The following is an 18,530-nucleotide window of genomic DNA, read 5'->3' on the forward strand; positions in this document are numbered from 1 at the left end:
TATCTCAGCGGCGACTTTATTATCTTATAACATTCCACAGTGTTTGGCAAGTACTTTTTTAAAAAGTTTTTTGCTGTTTGTCCTGCTTCATGTTACCGTCGCTTTTGATTAGCGACAAAATTTATCTTATCACAACACAAGCATATCTTGCAACAAAACTTCATAAAAAATTAAAAACTCTAGGCTATACTATTTATTTGTACTTTTTTCGCAGTTATTTATGATAGTACGGAAAGGGGATCGATAAGTCTCATTCCCCTTTCTGCATACTAATGTGAAAAATCTATACATCTATACTTATGTTCTCACTACTTTTACATGCCCTAGCCTTAGCCATCCTATACTTCTGTAAATCATCATGATTTTGAAACACTGGAAGACTAATATGAAAAGTAGTTCCTTTACCAACTTCGCTTTCTACCTGAATATCCCCTTGATGGTTTTTTATAATATTGTAACTTACCATCATTCCTAGACCTGTTCCCTTTTCTTTCGTTGTATAGAACGGTCGTCCAAGTTTCGCTATTCTGTCCCTTGGTATCCCACAGCCTTGATCGCTCACAGAAACGATAACATTCTCACGCTCTCCTACTTTCACTCTAACCGTTACTTTTCCCTGACCTTCCATAGAGTCAATTGCATTCTTTAACACATTAATAAAAACTTGATTTAAGTGATTCGCCTCACACTGAATATTATGAATATTTAGTTCGAAATCTAGTTCTACCTCAATATTCTTGAGAATAGCCTGCTGATTTACAAGTGTGATGCTTCTATTTATTATGGAAATTATATTTTCTTGTTGGTACTTGATCTTTTGTGGCTTAGCCAGCATCAAAAACTCAGTAGTAATCTCTTCGATGCGCTTTAGCTCTTCCATCATAATTTGAGCATAGTCCTTTCTTTCACCTATATCCCTATGAAGCAATTGCGTAAACCCTTTTAAAGAAGTTAATGGATTTCTGATTTCATGCGCTACCCCTGCCGCTAATTCCCCAATAATGTTTAAAGTATGTACCTTTTGAATAACTTCTTCCGCATGCTTTCGTATTGTGATATCACGGGAGATAACTAAAAGGAATTGTCTTTCACCATTATGATGAAAAATAGGGATTTTAATTACATCAAAAATGGTCGTTTCCCCATCCTCATTTACAAAAACCTCTTCAAATCGAGTTTCTCCTCCATTCTTCCATGCCTGCTCATCTGTTTTTTCACAATGGAGAAGTTCATCATATGAAAGAGCGCAATAAGGCTCTAACTCCACATCGGTTTTTCCTTTATAAATATCACCTTCCATTCGAAAAGTTCGAATAGCAGCCTGATTGGCAAAAAGCCAACGACCGTCTTTATCCTTAAGATTCACAAAATCAGGAATCGAATTCATAATAATCTGTAAAAATTGTTCCTGCCCCGTTTCAGAAGCAATGTTTTCTATTATCCGCTCCTTCATTATATGATCCACCTACACATTAACGAGTAGTTTCAAGAAACTCGATCCATTCCCCATCTACCCCCGCGAAGAAAATATATCGGGAACCGTCTGGAAGCGTTTCGATCTCCTCTGTCAACAAGAACTTTACATTTAAACTTTTCAAGCGCTCGATTTCCTCATCAAGGTTGTCCACTTTAAAACAAATATGATGTACTTTTCCCTCTGTAGGCAAATCACTGTTATAGCCTTGAATTAGCTCCACGATTGTTTCTTGCGATTCTTCAAATCCGAGAAACGCTAATGTAAGATTGGGATTAGGATGACCCATTCTTTTGATTAGTTCTAGGCCAATAACCTCCTGATAAAACTGAATGGATTTCTCAATATCTTTTACCATAATTCCAACATGTTCGATTCTTTTCACAGCCATTTTCTTTATCTCCCTTTCTTTTTTCCTTTTATATCCTTTATATTAACATTTACTTACATAGAATATGAACATTTTTTACAAGAATTAAAGCATGGTACTCGTTCTTTTTACATGCGATAAGCTATAAGTTCATGTTGAATACTTGCAACCATCTTCATGAAAAAAGCCGCCTATCTATGTAAGCGGCCTTCTCCTCTATAAAAATCTCCGATGACACTTCTTTCCATCATACGTGAACAGCACACGTCGATCTTCAATCCGCGTCTCGATATGCACGGACTTCCCCCACAACTTATACACATACGGTAGTGTTTTTTCCAAGTATTTCACATCCAGTTCCATTCCCTCGAACTGATGCAGGAGATACAGTTCCCCATTCTTCAAATAGTCTCCGTCCTGTACGAGAATGTATGGGAATCCTCCGTTTACTCGGCTTGTGATTAGCTGATCTCGCACCGTCTCCCATGTTTTACTTGAAATGGACCAATCATTTCCCTGCTTCGCAAACACGTACATATCCAGTTTATCGACCAGGTCTTTCGTCAAGTAATTGCGGATAAATGATGTATCACTGTCCATTTCCCGCACTTCAAAGATTTGCTTCCGCCCGCTCCCCGGATTACGTCCAAACCGTTCCTGCTCTTCCTGGGTCGGATTGTTCCAGCGTTCTTCGATGTCTTCAAAGATTTTTACACCCAGGTAATACGGATTGATGCTAGTACGTGATGGCTGCACGACACCTGCGTTCAGTTTGGCGTATTCAATCGTCTCTTCTTCGGTTAAATTCATTTCACGTAAGATGCGCTGATGCCAGTAGGACGCCCAGCCTTCGTTTTTCAAAAGTTCTTATTTTTTCTTTATATACATAGATATTTCTATTTTTGCTTCTCATTCCTCGACTAAATGTCTTCTTATAAATCCGGTAATTACATAAAAAAGAGGTTATCCCTCAAGCGGTTCAATTGCTTGCAAGATAACCTTGTTCCTCTTTACTTAAATTAGCTCGGAATTCTGGAGAAGTCGCTGAACAAGAGCGGCAACCTCAGATCTTGTGATGTATTCTTTTGGTGCCAATTGCTTTCCGTTTCTACCAGATATAAGCCCTGCCTGCAGGCAATCTGCCAGGCTGCTCTTCGCCCACTCTGACGCTTTGTTCGCATCCGTGAATGGCTGCAACAGTTCTCCGGCTTCTTTCGCCTGAAGTTTCGTTTGAAGACCGGTTGTTTTCATCGCCTTTGCGATAATCACCATCGCCTGTTCCCGTGTGATTTTATCATTCGGACGGAATGTACCATCTGTAAATCCACCGATTAATTTCGATACATAGGCCGTTTGAACCGTGCTACTGTACCAATCCGTAGTCTTTACATCCGTAAATGGACTGGAACTGCTCTCTGGTTTAAGTCCAAGACCTCGAACGACAATCGCTGCAAACTCCGCACGTGTAATATCTTGGTCAGGATTAAACTTATCGTTACGTACGCCGCCTATCACCATCCGGGAGCCCATATCATTTACGGTTGCTTTCGCCCAGTGATGCTCGACATCCTGGAATGCGACCGGATGCCAGACGACAGAGTACGTACTGTTCGTCAAGCTGTTCACCTTAACATAATACTTCCCATCGATCGCAACAACTTTCGTTGGAACATGGCGTACGGTTCCATCAGAGTCCACTACAATCGCCGTTGTAATTTTATTCGGGTCTACACCATCTGGAATCGCAATCGTCCGTTCCACATACGCGTTAAATTTAGCAACATCAATCGTTCTATCTCCATATGTGCCTGTGACCGTAAAATTGAGCGGCGGGGCAACAATCGTAAATTTTCCTTTCGCTGCGGCGTTTTCCACCACTTTCATCGTTTCCGCTGTCGGTTTGGCGATTTCGATATGGATTTTAATATCTTGAAGAGCAACACCCTTTCCAACTTGATCGGATATCGCATCAATATTAATTTGCTGGGCAGGTAGAGTATACGTCGCATTCTCGGTTTTAATTTCCACAACCGCCTGCTTTTGTTCCATGTTTTTAACCATCTGGCCCGTTAGTTCGCCGACTACGACATCGTTCTTCGTATTAACCGGAATCGTAATCACGATATGCTGCCCTTCCGCTGCCAGTTTCTCTTCTAACTTCTTCGCATCCACTGCGACAGTCGTTACCGTCTGACCATTCACTTTGGTTGTGGTTGCGGTTCCTACATTTTCAACCTTTTCATTGACCAACACGTCAACTCCGTTGTTTGGCGTACTTGGAGTAGAGCTACCGCCACCACTTCCTCCACCCGTAGATGGTATAACAACTTTTGTAATCGTAATCGTGTACGTCTTCGTTGTCATGCCATCCTGAGCTTTAACCACCACAGTGATGGTGTTTGAACCGACGGTCAAAGCGATCCCACCAGAAGCAGTACCATTCGTCACCACAGTGCCGTTCACCGTAACCGTTGCGTTCGAGTCCGACAGAGTCGGCGTGACCGTCAGACTGGTAACCGAGTTCCCTACGCTGACGGTATACGAAGTCGTACCGGAACTAAAAGCTGGTGACAAGGTGCCTTGACTGAAAACGAGATTGCTCAAGTCTGCATTAGTAGAAAGAGCCTCTGCACGCGTTACCGTAATCGTGTACGTCTTCGTCGTACCATCCTGAGCTGTAACCTCCACGGTGATGGTGTTTGAACCGACGGTCAAAGCGATCCCACCAGAAGCAGTACCATTCGTCACCACAGTGCCGTTCACCGTAACCGTTGCGTTCGAGTCCGACAGAGTCGGCGTGACCGTCAGACTGGTAACCGAGTTCCCTACGCTGACGGTATACGAAGTCGTACCGGAACTAAAAGCTGGTGACAAGGTGCCTTGACTGAAAACGAGATTGCTCAAGTCTGCATTAGTAGAAAGAGCCGCTGCACGCGTTACCGTAATCGTGTACGTCTTCGTCGTACCATCTTGGGCTGTAACCACCACGGTGATGGTGTTTGAACCGACGGTCAAAGCGATCCCACCAGAAGCAGTACCATTCGTCACCGCGGTGCCGTTCACCGTAATCGTTGCGTTCGAGTCCGACAGAGTCGGTGTGACCGTCAGACTGGTAACCGAGTTCCCTACGCTGGCGGTATACGAAGTCGTACCGGAACTAAAAGCTGGTGACAAGGTGCCTTGACTGAAAACGAGATTGCTCAAGTCTGCATTAGTAGAAAGAGCCGCTGCACGCGTTACCGTAATCGTGTACGTCTTCGTCGTACCATCTTGGGCTGTAACCACCACGGTGATGGTGTTTGAACCGACGGTCAAAGCGATCCCACCAGAAGCAGTACCATTCGTCACCGCGGTGCCGTTCACCGTAATCGTTGCGTTCGAGTCCGACAGAGTCGGTGTGACCGTCAGACTGGTAACCGAGTTCCCTACGCTGACGGTATACGAAGTCGTACCGGAACTAAAAGCTGGTGACAAGGTGCCTTGACTGAAAACGAGATTGCTCAAGTCTGCATTAGTAGAAAGAGCCGCTGCACGCGTTACCGTAATCGTGTACGTCTTCGTCGTACCATCTTGGGCTGTAACCACCACGGTGATGGTGTTTGAACCGACGGTCAAAGCGATCCCACCAGAAGCAGTACCATTCGTCACCGCGGTGCCGTTCACCGTAATCGTTGCGTTCGAGTCCGACAGAGTCGGTGTGACCGTCAGACTGGTAACCGAGTTCCCTACGCTGGCGGTATACGAAGTCGTACCGGAACTAAAAGCTGGTGACAAGGTGCCTTGACTGAAAACGAGATTGCTCAAGTCTGCATTAGTAGAAAGAGCCGCTGCACGCGTTACCGTAATCGTGTACGTCTTCGTCGTACCATCTTGGGCTGTAACCACCACGGTGATGGTGTTTGAACCGACGGTCAAAGCGATCCCACCAGAAGCAGTACCATTCGTCACCGCGGTGCCGTTCACCGTAATCGTTGCGTTCGAGTCCGACAGAGTCGGTGTGACCGTCAGACTGGTAACCGAGTTCCCTACGCTGGCGGTATACGAAGTCGTACCGGAACTAAAAGCTGGTGACAAGGTGCCTTGACTGAAAACGAGATTGCTCAAGTCTGCATTAGTAGAAAGAGCCGCTGCACGCGTTACCGTAATCGTGTACGTCTTCGTCGTACCATCCTGAGCTGTAACCTCCACGGTGATGGTGTTTGAACCGACGGTCAAAGCGATCCCACCAGAAGCAGTACCATTCGTCACCGCGGTGCCGTTCACCGTAATCATTGCGTTCGAGTCCGACAGAGTCGGTGTGACCGTCAGACTGGAAACAGCATTCCCTACGCTGGCGGTATACGAAGTCGTACCGGAACTAAAAGCTGGTGACAAGGTGCCTTGACTGAAAACGAGATTGCCTAAGTCTGCATTGGTAGAAAGAGCCGCTGCACGCGTTACCGTAATCGTGTACGTCTTCGTCGTACCATCTTGGGCTGTAACCACCACGGTGATGGTGTTTGAACCGACGGTCAAAGCGATCCCACCAGAAGCAGTACCATTCGTCACCGCAGTGCCGTTCACCGTAACCGTTGCGTTCGAGTCCGACAGAGTCGGCGTGATCGTCAGACTGGTAACCGAGTTCCCTACGCTGGCGGTATACGAAGTCGTACCGGAACTAAAAGCTGGTGACAAGGTGCCTTGACTGAAAACGAGATTGCTCAAGTCTGCATTAGTAGAAAGAGCCTCTGCACGCGTTACCGTAATCGTGTACGTCTTCGTCGTACCATCTTGGGCTGTAACCACCACGGTGATGGTGTTTGAACCGACGGTCAAAGCGATCCCACCAGAAGCAGTACCATTCGTCACCGCAGTGCCGTTCACCGTAACCGTTGCGTTCGAGTCCGACAGAGTCGGCGTGATCGTCAGACTGGTAACCGAGTTCCCTACGCTGGCGGTATACGAAGTCGTACCGGAACTAAAAGCTGGTGACAAGGTGCCTTGACTGAAAACGAGATTGCCTAAGTCTGCATTAGTAGAAAGAGCCGCTGCACGCGTTACCGTAATCGTGTACGTCTTCGTCGTACCATCTTGGGCTGTAACCACCACGGTGATGGTGTTTGAACCGACGGTCAAAGCGATCCCACCAGAAGCAGTACCATTCGTCACCGCGGTGCCGTTCACCGTAACCGTTGCGTTCGAGTCCGACAGAGTCGGCGTGATCGTCAGACTGGAAACAGCATTCCCTACGCTGGCGGTATACGAAGTCGTACCGGAACTAAAAGCTGGTGACAAGGTGCCTTGACTGAAAACGAGATTGCTCAAGTCTGCATTGGTAGAAAGAGCCGCTGCACGCGTTACCGTAATCGTGTACGTCTTCGTCGTACCATCTTGGGCTGTAACCACCACGGTGATGGTGTTTGAACCGACGGTCAACGGAACCATGTAAGCAATTCCGCTGGTCACTGCATTTCCGTTCACTGTCACGGTTGCATTGCTATCTGCTAGCGTTGGTGTGACATTGATGCTGGACGTACTGTTGCCCACACTTGCTGTGTAGCTCGTCATACCTGCCGTAAATGTCGGACTAAGGGTACCTGCACTCAACGTTAAACTGCTCAAATCCGCATTGCTCGACAACGAGGCAGCACGCGTGACGGCAATGGTATAGGGTTTGGTCGTACCATCTTGAGCTGTAACGACGACCGTGATGGTATTCGATCCCTCATTTAGAGGAATGGATCCGGATGAGCTACCACTCGTCACCGTAACCCCATTTATCGTTACGGTTGCTGTTGCATCCGCTACCGTAGGAGTAACAGTAGTGCTACTTGTACTGTTCCCTACACTTGCGGTATAGTTGGTCGTCACCGGTGAGAAGGCTGGGCTTAACGTGATATCAGAAAGCGATAGGTTACTTAAATTTGCATTGCTACTTAAGGGAGAATGAATATTACTGAGGTTAATATTGTCAAACCCTAGAAAAAAAGTATTATCTCCTACATCTGGTCTGAACGCTGTAATTTCAACACTAGTGATATTTTGGAATCTGGCGTTATTTGAAGCGCTAATACTAGTACCGCCTCTACCTCCAATGGGATAATATATAGTGCCTTTACTTGTCGAACCGTTTTTGGCATCTATATAGACATACTCTGATTGCCCAATAACCTCTAGAATATCCATTGAATCCAGATTAAACAAGTTTCCACTCTGAAGAGAAATAACCACCTTGACAGCCCCAGGGCTATAAGGATCAACATAGGCAAAATTTCCAGTAACATTGCCCGCTCGATTAACTCCATAATTTGAGCCGTCATCACTTATCAGTGCTCCCCCGGTAGTCTTTAACTGAATCGTTTCTCCAGATTTGGTCTGAGATACTGTTTGTGATGAATCATAGTTAGACCCTTCAAAGTCAAAAATTAAATTGCTCGATTGTACTTTTGATACAGTCACTTTGTAAGTCTTGGTTGTACCGTCTTGAGCAGTAACGACAGCCGTGATGGTATTCAATCCCACATTTAGAGGAATAGATCCGGATGAGCTACCACTCATCACCGTCGCGCCATTGACTTTTACTGTTGCTGTAGGATCAGCAACTATTGGTGTGACTGTAATGCTACTTATACTGTCTCCTACACTTGCGGTATAGGTAGTCGTGCTGGAGTCAAAATTAGGGGTTAATGTCCCGGCACTCAACGTCAGGGTACTTAGGTTCGCGTTTAAAGATCGTGTGACCGTTACCTGATACGTCTTCGTCGTACCATCTTGAGCTGTAACGACTAACATGATGGTATTCGATCCCTCATTTAGAGGAATGGATCCGGATGAACTCCCACTCGTCACCGTCGCGCCATTGACTTTTACTGTTGCTGTAGGATTAGCAACTGTTGGTGTAACTGTAATGTTACTTGTACTGTTCCCTACACTTGCGGTATAGGTGGTCGTGCTGGAATCAAAATTAGGAGTTAATATCCCGGCGCTCAACGTCAGGGTACTTAGGTTCGCGTTTGAAGACAAAACTGTAGCATCTCGTGTGACCGTCACCTGGTACGTCTTCGTCGTACCATCTTGAGCAGTAACAACGACCGTGATGGTATTTGATCCAACATTTAGAGGAATGGATCCGGATGAGCTACCACTCGTCACCGTAACCCCATTTATCGTTACGGTTGCTGTTGCATCCGCTACCGTAGGAGTAACAGTAGTGCTACTTGTACTGTTCCCTACACTTGCGGTATAGTTGGTCGTCACCGGTGAGAAGGCTGGGCTTAACGTGATATCAGAAAGCGATAGGTTACTTAAATTTGCATTGCTACTTAAGGGAGAATGAATATTACTGAGGTTAATATTGTCAAACCCTAGAAAAAAAGTATTATCTCCTACATCTGGTCTGAACGCTGTAATTTCAACACTAGTGATATTTTGGAATCTGGCGTTATTTGAAGCGCTAATACTAGTACCGCCTCTACCTCCAATGGGATAATATATAGTGCCTTTACTTGTCGAACCGTTTTTGGCATCTATATAGACATACTCTGATTGCCCAATAACCTCTAGAATATCCATTGAATCCAGATTAAACAAGTTTCCACTCTGAAGAGAAATAACCACCTTGACAGCCCCAGGGCTATAAGGATCAACATAGGCAAAATTTCCAGTAACATTGCCCGCTCGATTAACTCCATAATTTGAGCCGTCATCACTTATCAGTGCTCCCCCGGTAGTCTTTAACTGAATCGTTTCTCCAGATTTGGTCTGAGATACTGTTTGTGATGAATCATAGTTAGACCCTTCAAAGTCAAAAATTAAATTGCTCGATTGTACTTTTGATACAGTCACTTTGTAAGTCTTGGTTGTACCGTCTTGAGCAGTAACGACAGCCGTGATGGTATTCAATCCCACATTTAGAGGAATAGATCCGGATGAGCTACCACTCATCACCGTCGCGCCATTGACTTTTACTGTTGCTGTAGGATCAGCAACTATTGGTGTGACTGTAATGCTACTTATACTGTCTCCTACACTTGCGGTATAGGTAGTCGTGCTGGAGTCAAAATTAGGGGTTAATGTCCCGGCACTCAACGTCAGGGTACTTAGGTTCGCGTTTAAAGATCGTGTGACCGTTACCTGATACGTCTTCGTCGTACCATCTTGAGCTGTAACGACTAACATGATGGTATTCGATCCCTCATTTAGAGGAATGGATCCGGATGAACTCCCACTCGTCACCGTCGCGCCATTGACTTTTACTGTTGCTGTAGGATTAGCAACTGTTGGTGTAACTGTAATGTTACTTGTACTGTTCCCTACACTTGCGGTATAGGTGGTCGTGCTGGAATCAAAATTAGGAGTTAATATCCCGGCGCTCAACGTCAGGGTACTTAGGTTCGCGTTTGAAGACAAAACTGTAGCATCTCGTGTGACCGTCACCTGGTACGTCTTCGTCGTACCATCTTGAGCAGTAACAACGACCGTGATGGTATTTGATCCAACATTTAGAGGAATGGATCCGGATGAGCTACCACTCGTCACCGTAACCCCATTTATCGTTACGGTTGCTGTTGCATCCGCTACCGTAGGAGTAACAGTAGTGCTACTTGTACTGTTCCCTACACTTGCGGTATAGTTGGTCGTCACCGGTGAGAAGGCTGGGCTTAACGTGATATCAGAAAGCGATAGGTTACTTAAATTTGCATTGCTACTTAAGGGAGAATGAATATTACTGAGGTTAATATTGTCAAACCCTAGAAAAAAAGTATTATCTCCTACATCTGGTCTGAACGCTGTAATTTCAACACTAGTGATATTTTGGAATCTGGCGTTATTTGAAGCGCTAATACTAGTACCGCCTCTACCTCCAATGGGATAATATATAGTGCCTTTACTTGTCGAACCGTTTTTGGCATCTATATAGACATACTCTGATTGCCCAATAACCTCTAGAATATCCATTGAATCCAGATTAAACAAGTTTCCACTCTGAAGAGAAATAACCACCTTGACAGCCCCAGGGCTATAAGGATCAACATAGGCAAAATTTCCAGTAACATTGCCCGCTCGATTAACTCCATAATTTGAGCCGTCATCACTTATCAGTGCTCCCCCGGTAGTCTTTAACTGAATCGTTTCTCCAGATTTGGTCTGAGATACTGTTTGTGATGAATCATAGTTAGGCCCTTCAAAGTCAAAAATTAAATTGCTACTTGCCTGAACGGGAAAAGCAGTAATAAAAAACATAATTGAAAACAACACCATGAGAATAGCGAGATTTTTCCTCATAAATGCAAATGAGTGAAATATCTTCCACCTATTTTCTATTAATCTTCTTATTAAATTCATATATTCCTCCGATAGGCTGAACCTAATAGATCATTGTGCATACCACTGGGCCCCCAGGGCTCCTACCTGCTGCGCCTAGTGAGTTGTAGTTGCCTCCTAGGGCACGAGTAGTAACGTATTAACTACCAGTGCGACAGTCGTTATGTGTGACTAATTCACACTATCGATAGACTTTATAATATTTCCACTGTACGTTACGTCGGTCCATCTACATTGCCCGTATGTGACTCTCGAGATCCCATCAGTCACACCTGAATTCACTTTAGATTAATACCCAGCCAACGCTGCCAATATAATATAAACACTAAAGACTGATACAGAACATGCCCCCCTCCAAGATATTGAGTTTTGAAAGAACAGCACAATCGGATTGAAACGCCTCCTCCCCCTTGTCGCATGATGTCTGTTCAATCCCGAATCGGCTAAATCCCCCAAGTTGCGAAAGTTGAGTTAGGTAAAACAAAAACCCACAAACTCTCATCCGTAAATCACTTTTAATTCGACCGGACACCTTCTTTTTCAACTTTCATTGTAATAAGTTCAAAAGCTGATCCATTAAATGGAGCCAATCATTCAATGCAATGTTCATAATTTTCGATAAATGGTTTCTAAAATCCTGCAATCAATCTACGATGCTTTTTGCCGCGAAAGAAAAGCTACTCATCTAACTTCAAAACCGAGTGGAGCTATTATATACATCGTTGAACCGGCTAGACATTAATTCTTACTTATACTCCCTAGTTTTAAGTATATATAAAAATATAGATGCCCCCTCTATATTCAAAATGCACATTACTTTTTTGAACAAGAAACCCCTAATAACCAAGATAGAAATATTATAAAAATGAAATTCTTCACCTAATCACCGAGAGCGTTTATTTATTGAAATCACCGTCTATAATAATAAACAACAACAAGTCCAGAATTTCCTAAGGACAAGGCTTCATTCAGTCATACCAATCTCGGTAACTGGGTAGGGTCGGGATAGCTACCCTCACCTAAAACCGAGATTGTGCAAATTACTTTTACTTATTTACACCTAACAACCGAGAAAAGCAGCAAAAAATAAATCCCCCGTTTTCCATACGGAGGATTTAAAACAACAGCTCAAGTTGCGTCGTATCGACTTTGCGTCTGTCCAGATCATAACGAGTTTTAAATTCAATGTTATGGTTCTTATCAATTGAAATGTATTCAACCAGATGGGTAAGCATTCTTCGCAATGTAGTCTGATTGATTTCATCACGCGGTTTCAAAATATCCTGGATAATAAATCCCCAGGATTCCGGCTTTAGGTCAACCTGTTCAATAGACTGAATCTGTTTTGTTTTCGTCTTAATTTGCTTCTCCGTCATTTCAATACGCTTGCTTATATCTATCCGATACATTGTGATAAGATTAATCATTTTTTTGCTCTTATCATCTGGATTACTTCTCATACGCTCTATAAGTTCAGCTTTAATTCGGTTTAGCTGAATGTTGTATTCACCAAGCTCTTGTTCCAACTTAGAAACCTCGTCTTTCATTCTTTGTATATCGATTTGGAAGCTCTTTTGGATATGAGAAAAAATATACGAGGCATTAATCCGAATATCATTCAGAATTTTGTCGATAGCGTATTCGTGAAAAGAATCGGCTTCAATCTTTAATCTACAAGTTTGGCAAAAGTATATCCGTTTCCCGTACTTCTTTCCGTTATTTCCGGATGAAGTTTGATCTTTTGGTTTTAGCTTTACATTGCATTCTTTACAGATTGCAATATTCGCAAAAAGGTAAGAGGTTTTATATTGCTTGGGAGGAACCTTTCTCTCTCGCCTTTCACAGTACAGCTTCCAGCAAAGCTCCCAATCTTCTTTTGAAACAATCGGTTCAATATATTCAGAGTGAACAATAATCCAGGTCTCTCGGTCAGCGAATGTTCCTTTTCCGGGTCCTGTTCGTTTACCCCAGCTCATATAACCGGCGTAGAAAGGATTGGTTATAATGCTTCGTACTTTTTCTTTTGTCCATTTATCATCGCTGTTTTCTAGAGAAAGAGAATTTGCAATGGATGCAAATCCTTCATTCTTTTTGTACATATCAAAAATTCGCCGAATGAACTCAGACTCTTCTTGATAAGGAGTGAATCGATATTCGTTTTTAAGGTAGCGGTAGCCGTATGGAGGATTTCCGCCTGTCCAGTATCCCTTCTTGGCACGGACGATTAACCCTGCTCGCGTCCTTTTAGAAATTTGGTCTACTTCATATTTGGAGATACCATCCTGGGCAAGTTGGGCGATAATATCTCCTTTTTCATCATAGAGTGTTTCCGTACTGCTGATTACAATGGGAATTCCATAGATCCTTATGGTTTCCCGAATGTATTGGTGCTCCAGAGGATGCCGGGCAAGACGATCATTATTATAAACAGCGATAAACTCAAAGCGGCGCTGCTCCGCATCTGCAAGTAGTTCCATTAGCTGCTTTCTTTGTGTTACTTTATTTTTCTTTGCTGATACTCCAGCATCCAGGTACTCCTTTTCAATGGTACAGCCATATTTTCGCACCATTTCATAAACAGAAACCTGTTGCATATCCATCTCCTGTTTATTTGTAGAGTGCCTGCCATAAAAAACACCACGCATTCCTGGTTTGAGCACAGTAGACAAGTTCATGGCGAAACAATCGCCTCCTTGATCTGAAGAAATGGATGCTTAAATGTGATTTCAATATAGAGAGGATAAACCATGACCTGATGGATGACATCGGAGAATAGCTCTTTTACTACTTTCTCATCGAGTTCCTGAATATTTTCCTTACTTGCAAAGTGCTCGTCCTGCTGTTTGATTTTATTTCTGATTTCTTCAAGTTCACCTATACAGAACTGAACACGTTCTTTTAGACGTTTTTGTTCTGCAAATTTGTCATAACCATTTACAAGCGCTTGCTCTAGCGATTCTTTTTTAGAAGGGTCTTTTTCACAAAACCATTTTTCTGTTCGAGTAATCAGGTGCCTTCTTGTTTCACTCAATTTGTTTTCAATACCGCGTAACTGATCTTCAAGAGCAGCACGGTTGCTCTTTTCAAAACGAACAAACAAATCCTGAAGGTGACTGGAAAGTAGCTCTCCAAAAAAGTTATAGCATCGATCTAGCATTTGTTGCTCAATATCGGCCTTCTCGAGTTTAATCGCGTTGTGCTTTTTGCAGATGTACCGAGCATTTTTAGCTTTTCCGACAAGTGGCTGCAACAGAAGAGATTGTTCCTGTCTTTTTACTTCTTCATGACATTCTCCACAAAATAAAAGCGATTCTAAAGGGAAAAACACTTTCGGAATCTGTGTTCGGTTTTTAGCCTGCTGGATTAATTCCAGTTGATACTGAGCTTTTTCCCAGTCTTCTTCATTAATGACGGCGAGGTGGTCCACTCTTTTTTGTAGCGTTTCATCCTCATAATTCATTACACGCAACCCCATATAAAGCGGGTTGGTTAAGACACTGCGAACACTTTGAGATGTCCATGGCTTGCCATCGCGAAGCTGGTTATTCTCATTCAGGTCTTTGGCGACTTCTCCTGTTGAATGACCATCATTAAACCGTTCATAAATTGTTTTTACAATAGAGAGTTTTTCTTCATCTCGGGTAATTTTCTTCGATGCAGAGTTGTAGGAGTAGCCGAACGGAAGGGTTCCAATATATTTACCATTTAGGAAATTTGCTTTTGTTCTTGCTCGGATACGCTCAATAATTTGTTCGCCTTCACGCTGTACCATCCCGGCCATGATGTATTCAAATAACTCACCGACTGGAGTGTAATAGATGGGGATTTCATTTTCAGCCGTGAAAATTACTTGTACATTTTTCTCTTTTAACAGTTCATAAATCTCAAGGTATTCAATCGCTTTTCTCGCCAAGCGATCTCGTTTGAATACAAATAACGTACTTACTTTATCATTCCGAATGTCCTGTAAAAGCTTTTTCAATCCGGCACGCTGGACAATTGTCGTTTTTCTGGCTGACACTGCTTTATCTACATACTCTTCTTCAATGGGGATGATATGATGAATTGAACTTTCAAATGCCATGTATTGTTGCATATCAATGGAGTTCACCTGAATTTCTGTTGAACTTCTATAGTAGGCGACAGCTTTCATAGCAACCTCCTTTACTCTGCCTAGTTCATTTTATGTTTGGTTGCTTTTAGCTAGTCCACTTTATCAGCCTGTTTTAACAAGGTCTGCTTTATGAGATCGATATAAATTTCAAACCACTTCTGCGCCGCTTCAGGGTCATGTACATAGCTTACGGAACGAACTGTATACGTTGGTGTCTGCTTTTTCTTGTCTGATTTCTTCACAAAAACTTTCCTTTCAGGAGGAATACGATGATAAATAAATTCGGTCAAAGAGTTCGTACCTTGCGACTTCAGCAGGGAATTGGTCTAAATGCTTTAGCTAATCGACTCAATGTTTCACCGGCTTATCTTAGTAATCTGGAGAACGGAAAGACGGAGACCGTTAACCTTTCTTTTTTACATCAGTTACAGGAAGAACTAAACCTAGATATTTCTATACTGCTGGGATCGGCTGATGTGGAAAACCATCGAGACTACGATGAATTTGGCTTTCGTCTTCAACATGCTAGTCTTGCACTAAACAAGCTACAAAAACTTAATCCTTCCTTTGCCGAGTACTTACTTGCCAGTATCGAGCGGGGTGTTTCCTTGTTCTCAGGCCAACAAGAGCACCCGTCTCAATCTGAAACATCCCAGGACTATCACTAGGATTCACTACACGAGAAATTTTATTCATAATAAAAAACAACTGTTTACCATCATGAATAAAACAACCAAAAAGAAGAGAGTCTAACCAGTAACCGGTTGACTCTCTTTTCTGTCTGTAAACATTACTTTAATTCGACTGGCTTCTGCTTCTCCGAGCTCATTCTCTAATAAATGTGCTGCGGCCATTTCCTTGCAAGTCTGTTCCCAAAGCAACATTCTTTCTTTAATTCTGCATAAAAGTAATTCGTCTGCTACTTCATATATGTTACAGAAGGAAAGCATTTCAGATTCGTCACTAATCGAGAAACGAACTTTTACATCTCTCATGGCTATCCCTCCCTTGTCTACATGCTATGTAAGAACAGCTAAGGGACAACCCTTAAATTTTTCTCATTTCATGTTAAAGGGGAGTGAACCATATACATAGGACAAGAACTCAAAAAAAAGCCTGGTGAACTCATATGAAACATGAATTTGAACAAATCAACGCGAAAAGTATCGCCCTATATTGTCGAGTTTCTACGGACGAGCAAGCACGAGAAGGCGTTTCCCTTGATGAACAGCAGGAGCGACTGAAGGCTTATTGTCGAGCTATGGGATGGAGTACAGAGCCAATTTTGTTTGTGGATGATGGATATTCAGCTAAAAATATGGACCGTCCTCAATTAAATCGTTTGCTCCAAGCCGTTGAAAAAGGAAGCATATCTCGAATCCTTGTTACGAAGCTTGATCGGTTAAGCAGACGCCTTCTTGACTTGTTGAAGCTGATTGATGTATTTCAGGAATATGATGTTTCTTTTGCCTCTATAAGTGAATCATTCGATACGAATACTCCATCTGGACGCCTCACTCTTCAAGTCTTAGGAGCCGTCGCAGAGTTTGAACGTGAACGTATACGTGAGCGCGTATTTGAAAATATGATTCACGCAGCAAATCAGGGGAAGTGGCTAACACAAAGCCCTTATGGTTATCGGTTAGAAAATAAAGAGCTAGTTATTTATGAACCTGAAGCGCAAATTGTCCGTGATGTATATGATATGTACTTGAATCAGGGGATCGGTTATCGAGGGATTGCCAGGAAACTGAATGATGCTGGCATTCTATCTAAACAAAAAAAGGAATGGTCGCTCCGGGCTATAAAACTGATGCTGACCAATCCAGCTTATAAAGGAACCCTTGTCTGGAATCGGGTAGATACAAGCAAGTCAAAGCGCAATCTAAAGGATAACAGCGAGTGGGTAGTAGTCGATGATGCACTCCCAATTATTATTGATAAGAAGACCTGGGAACGTGTACAGCATCAAACCAATAAAAAACAAATGGCTCCCCGTGCTCAAACAAGTCCACACCTTCTTGGTGGACTTTTGAAATGTGGGAAATGTGGTTCTGGTATGAGCATTGGCTGGTCGGGATCAAAAAATAAAAGATATCGTGTATATGTTTGCTCTGCCCATAAAAATAAAGGTACCTGTACAAGTAAACAATACCGAGCAGACGAAGTCGAAGAATGGTTTAAAGAAGGATTGCAGCAGTTGTTAAATATGATCGGTTATCAATCATTTCCTCAGTTGATCCAAAAAGCAACTCAACAAAACGAAGAAAATTTAGAGCAAAAAATTCGTACAGCGAAAAACCGCTACAAACGAAAAGTAGAGGCATACACCGCCGGATTGATTGAACTTGAGGATCTAAATGAGGAAAAACAGCGTTTAGAAAAACTTATAGAGGAAGCAGATCAAAAAAGTTCAGTGTCTCAAATCGATATTTCAGATGTAGAGGAAATGGTTAAAGAAAAAATTAAAAATGCTCTCGATGCTATTGATATATTACCCGTTCCAGAAGCGAAGTCTTTAATCAAAACTATCGTTGAAAAAGTAATTATACCCGGGGAAAAAGATATTGAAATCGTTCTACGTATAAATTAGCTATCTATTTAATCTCTTCTAACCAAAAAGGGATATCCCGCAAGCTGCTCTATTGATGGCTTGCTGGATATCTCTTTTGTTTTACGCATCTTTTGGTAACTAAATCAACTCGGATTTCTGTAGAAGTCTTTGAACAATCGCAGCAACCTCAGCTCGAGAGATGAACGCTTTCGGTGCCAATTGCTGACCATTTCTACCAGATACAAGGCCTGCTTGCAAGCAATCTACACCCCCATTCTTCGCCCAGTGCTTCTCTACATCTTTAAATTCCAGAGGATGCCAGACAATCGAATACGTACTGTTCGTCAAACTATTGATTTTAGCAAAATACTTTCCATCAATCATAACTACTTTAGTCGGTACGTGACGAGCCGTTTCATCCGGGTCAACAACGACGCCTGTTGTAATCTTGTTCGGGTCTATTCCGTCCGGAATGGCGATGGTTCTTTCTACGTACGCATTGAACTTAGAGACATCGATTGTCTTATCTCCATATGTTCCTTTTACCGTGAAATTGACGGGTGGGGCTACAATGGTGAATTCACCTTTTGCTGCCGAGTTCTCCACGATCTTCGCCGTTTCCGCTGTCGGTTTGGAAATCTCGATCTTTACTTTAATGTCTTGCAGATTCACACTCTTACCGATTTGCTCGGATACGGCGTCAATGTTAATCTGC

At 42.9% G+C, this 18,530-nt stretch carries 10 protein-coding genes and 1 pseudogene; 2 read left to right on the plus strand and 9 right to left on the minus strand.

Features of this window, described 5'->3' with window-relative positions; all coding sequences use genetic code 11:
- Window positions 1–283: 283 nt before the first annotated feature.
- From PO771_RS15900 to PO771_RS15930, 7 genes and pseudogenes are all read right to left on the minus strand, one after another.
- Window positions 284–1,453, minus strand: coding sequence for an ATP-binding protein (locus tag PO771_RS15900; RefSeq protein WP_272560641.1), 1,170 nt, complete (start codon window positions 1,451–1,453; stop codon window positions 284–286).
- 19 nt (window positions 1,454–1,472) lie between these two features.
- Window positions 1,473–1,865, minus strand: a complete 393-nt coding sequence (locus PO771_RS15905; protein ID WP_272560642.1) for a VOC family protein — start codon at window positions 1,863–1,865, stop codon at window positions 1,473–1,475.
- Window positions 1,866–2,060: 195 nt separating this feature from the next.
- Window positions 2,061–2,705, minus strand: a pseudogene (locus PO771_RS15910) (SpoVR family protein); the annotation flags it as partial.
- A 153-nt stretch (window positions 2,706–2,858) separates the two neighbouring features.
- Window positions 2,859–11,066 (minus strand): cadherin-like beta sandwich domain-containing protein, encoded by an 8,208-nt coding sequence (locus PO771_RS15915; RefSeq protein ID WP_272560643.1) that lies wholly within the window; start codon window positions 11,064–11,066, stop codon window positions 2,859–2,861.
- 1,196 nt (window positions 11,067–12,262) lie between these two features.
- Window positions 12,263–13,822, minus strand: a complete 1,560-nt coding sequence (locus PO771_RS15920) for a recombinase family protein (RefSeq protein WP_272560644.1) — start codon at window positions 13,820–13,822, stop codon at window positions 12,263–12,265.
- The gene (locus PO771_RS15925; protein WP_272560645.1) at window positions 13,819–15,300 is read right to left on the minus strand and encodes a recombinase family protein; all 1,482 of its coding nucleotides are present in this window, start codon (window positions 15,298–15,300) and stop codon (window positions 13,819–13,821) included. Before PO771_RS15925 ends, PO771_RS15920 begins: the two co-directional genes overlap by 4 nt.
- A 50-nt stretch (window positions 15,301–15,350) precedes the next feature.
- Window positions 15,351–15,503: a hypothetical protein gene (locus PO771_RS15930; RefSeq protein WP_272560646.1), complete on the minus strand. Its 153-nt coding sequence runs from the start codon at window positions 15,501–15,503 to the stop codon at window positions 15,351–15,353.
- 27 nt (window positions 15,504–15,530) lie between these two features.
- Here PO771_RS15930 and PO771_RS15935 point away from each other — a divergent pair, with 27 nt between their 5' ends.
- Entirely contained in the window at window positions 15,531–15,929 is a 399-nt protein-coding gene (locus PO771_RS15935; protein WP_272560647.1) for a helix-turn-helix domain-containing protein, read from the plus strand.
- 81 nt (window positions 15,930–16,010) lie between these two features.
- Here the strand turns inward: PO771_RS15935 and PO771_RS15940 are convergent, their stop codons facing one another.
- Window positions 16,011–16,256 carry a hypothetical protein gene (locus tag PO771_RS15940; protein WP_272560648.1) on the minus strand — a complete coding sequence of 82 codons (246 nt, stop codon included), beginning with the start codon at window positions 16,254–16,256 and terminating at the stop codon, window positions 16,011–16,013.
- Between the two features lie 134 nt (window positions 16,257–16,390).
- On the opposite strand from PO771_RS15940, the gene PO771_RS15945 reads away from it, so the two are divergent.
- On the plus strand, window positions 16,391–17,854 hold the full coding sequence (locus PO771_RS15945) for a recombinase family protein (protein ID WP_272560649.1): 1,464 nt from the start codon (window positions 16,391–16,393) through the stop codon (window positions 17,852–17,854).
- A 99-nt stretch (window positions 17,855–17,953) separates the two neighbouring features.
- Here the strand turns inward: PO771_RS15945 and PO771_RS15950 are convergent, their stop codons facing one another.
- Entirely contained in the window at window positions 17,954–18,487 is a 534-nt protein-coding gene (locus tag PO771_RS15950) for an S-layer homology domain-containing protein (RefSeq protein WP_272560650.1), read from the minus strand.
- Between the last annotated feature and the right edge of the window lie 43 nt (window positions 18,488–18,530).

It is taken from the genome of Aneurinibacillus uraniidurans (assembly GCF_028471905.1).
Taxonomy (GTDB): Bacteria; Bacillota; Bacilli; order Aneurinibacillales; family Aneurinibacillaceae; genus Aneurinibacillus; species Aneurinibacillus uraniidurans.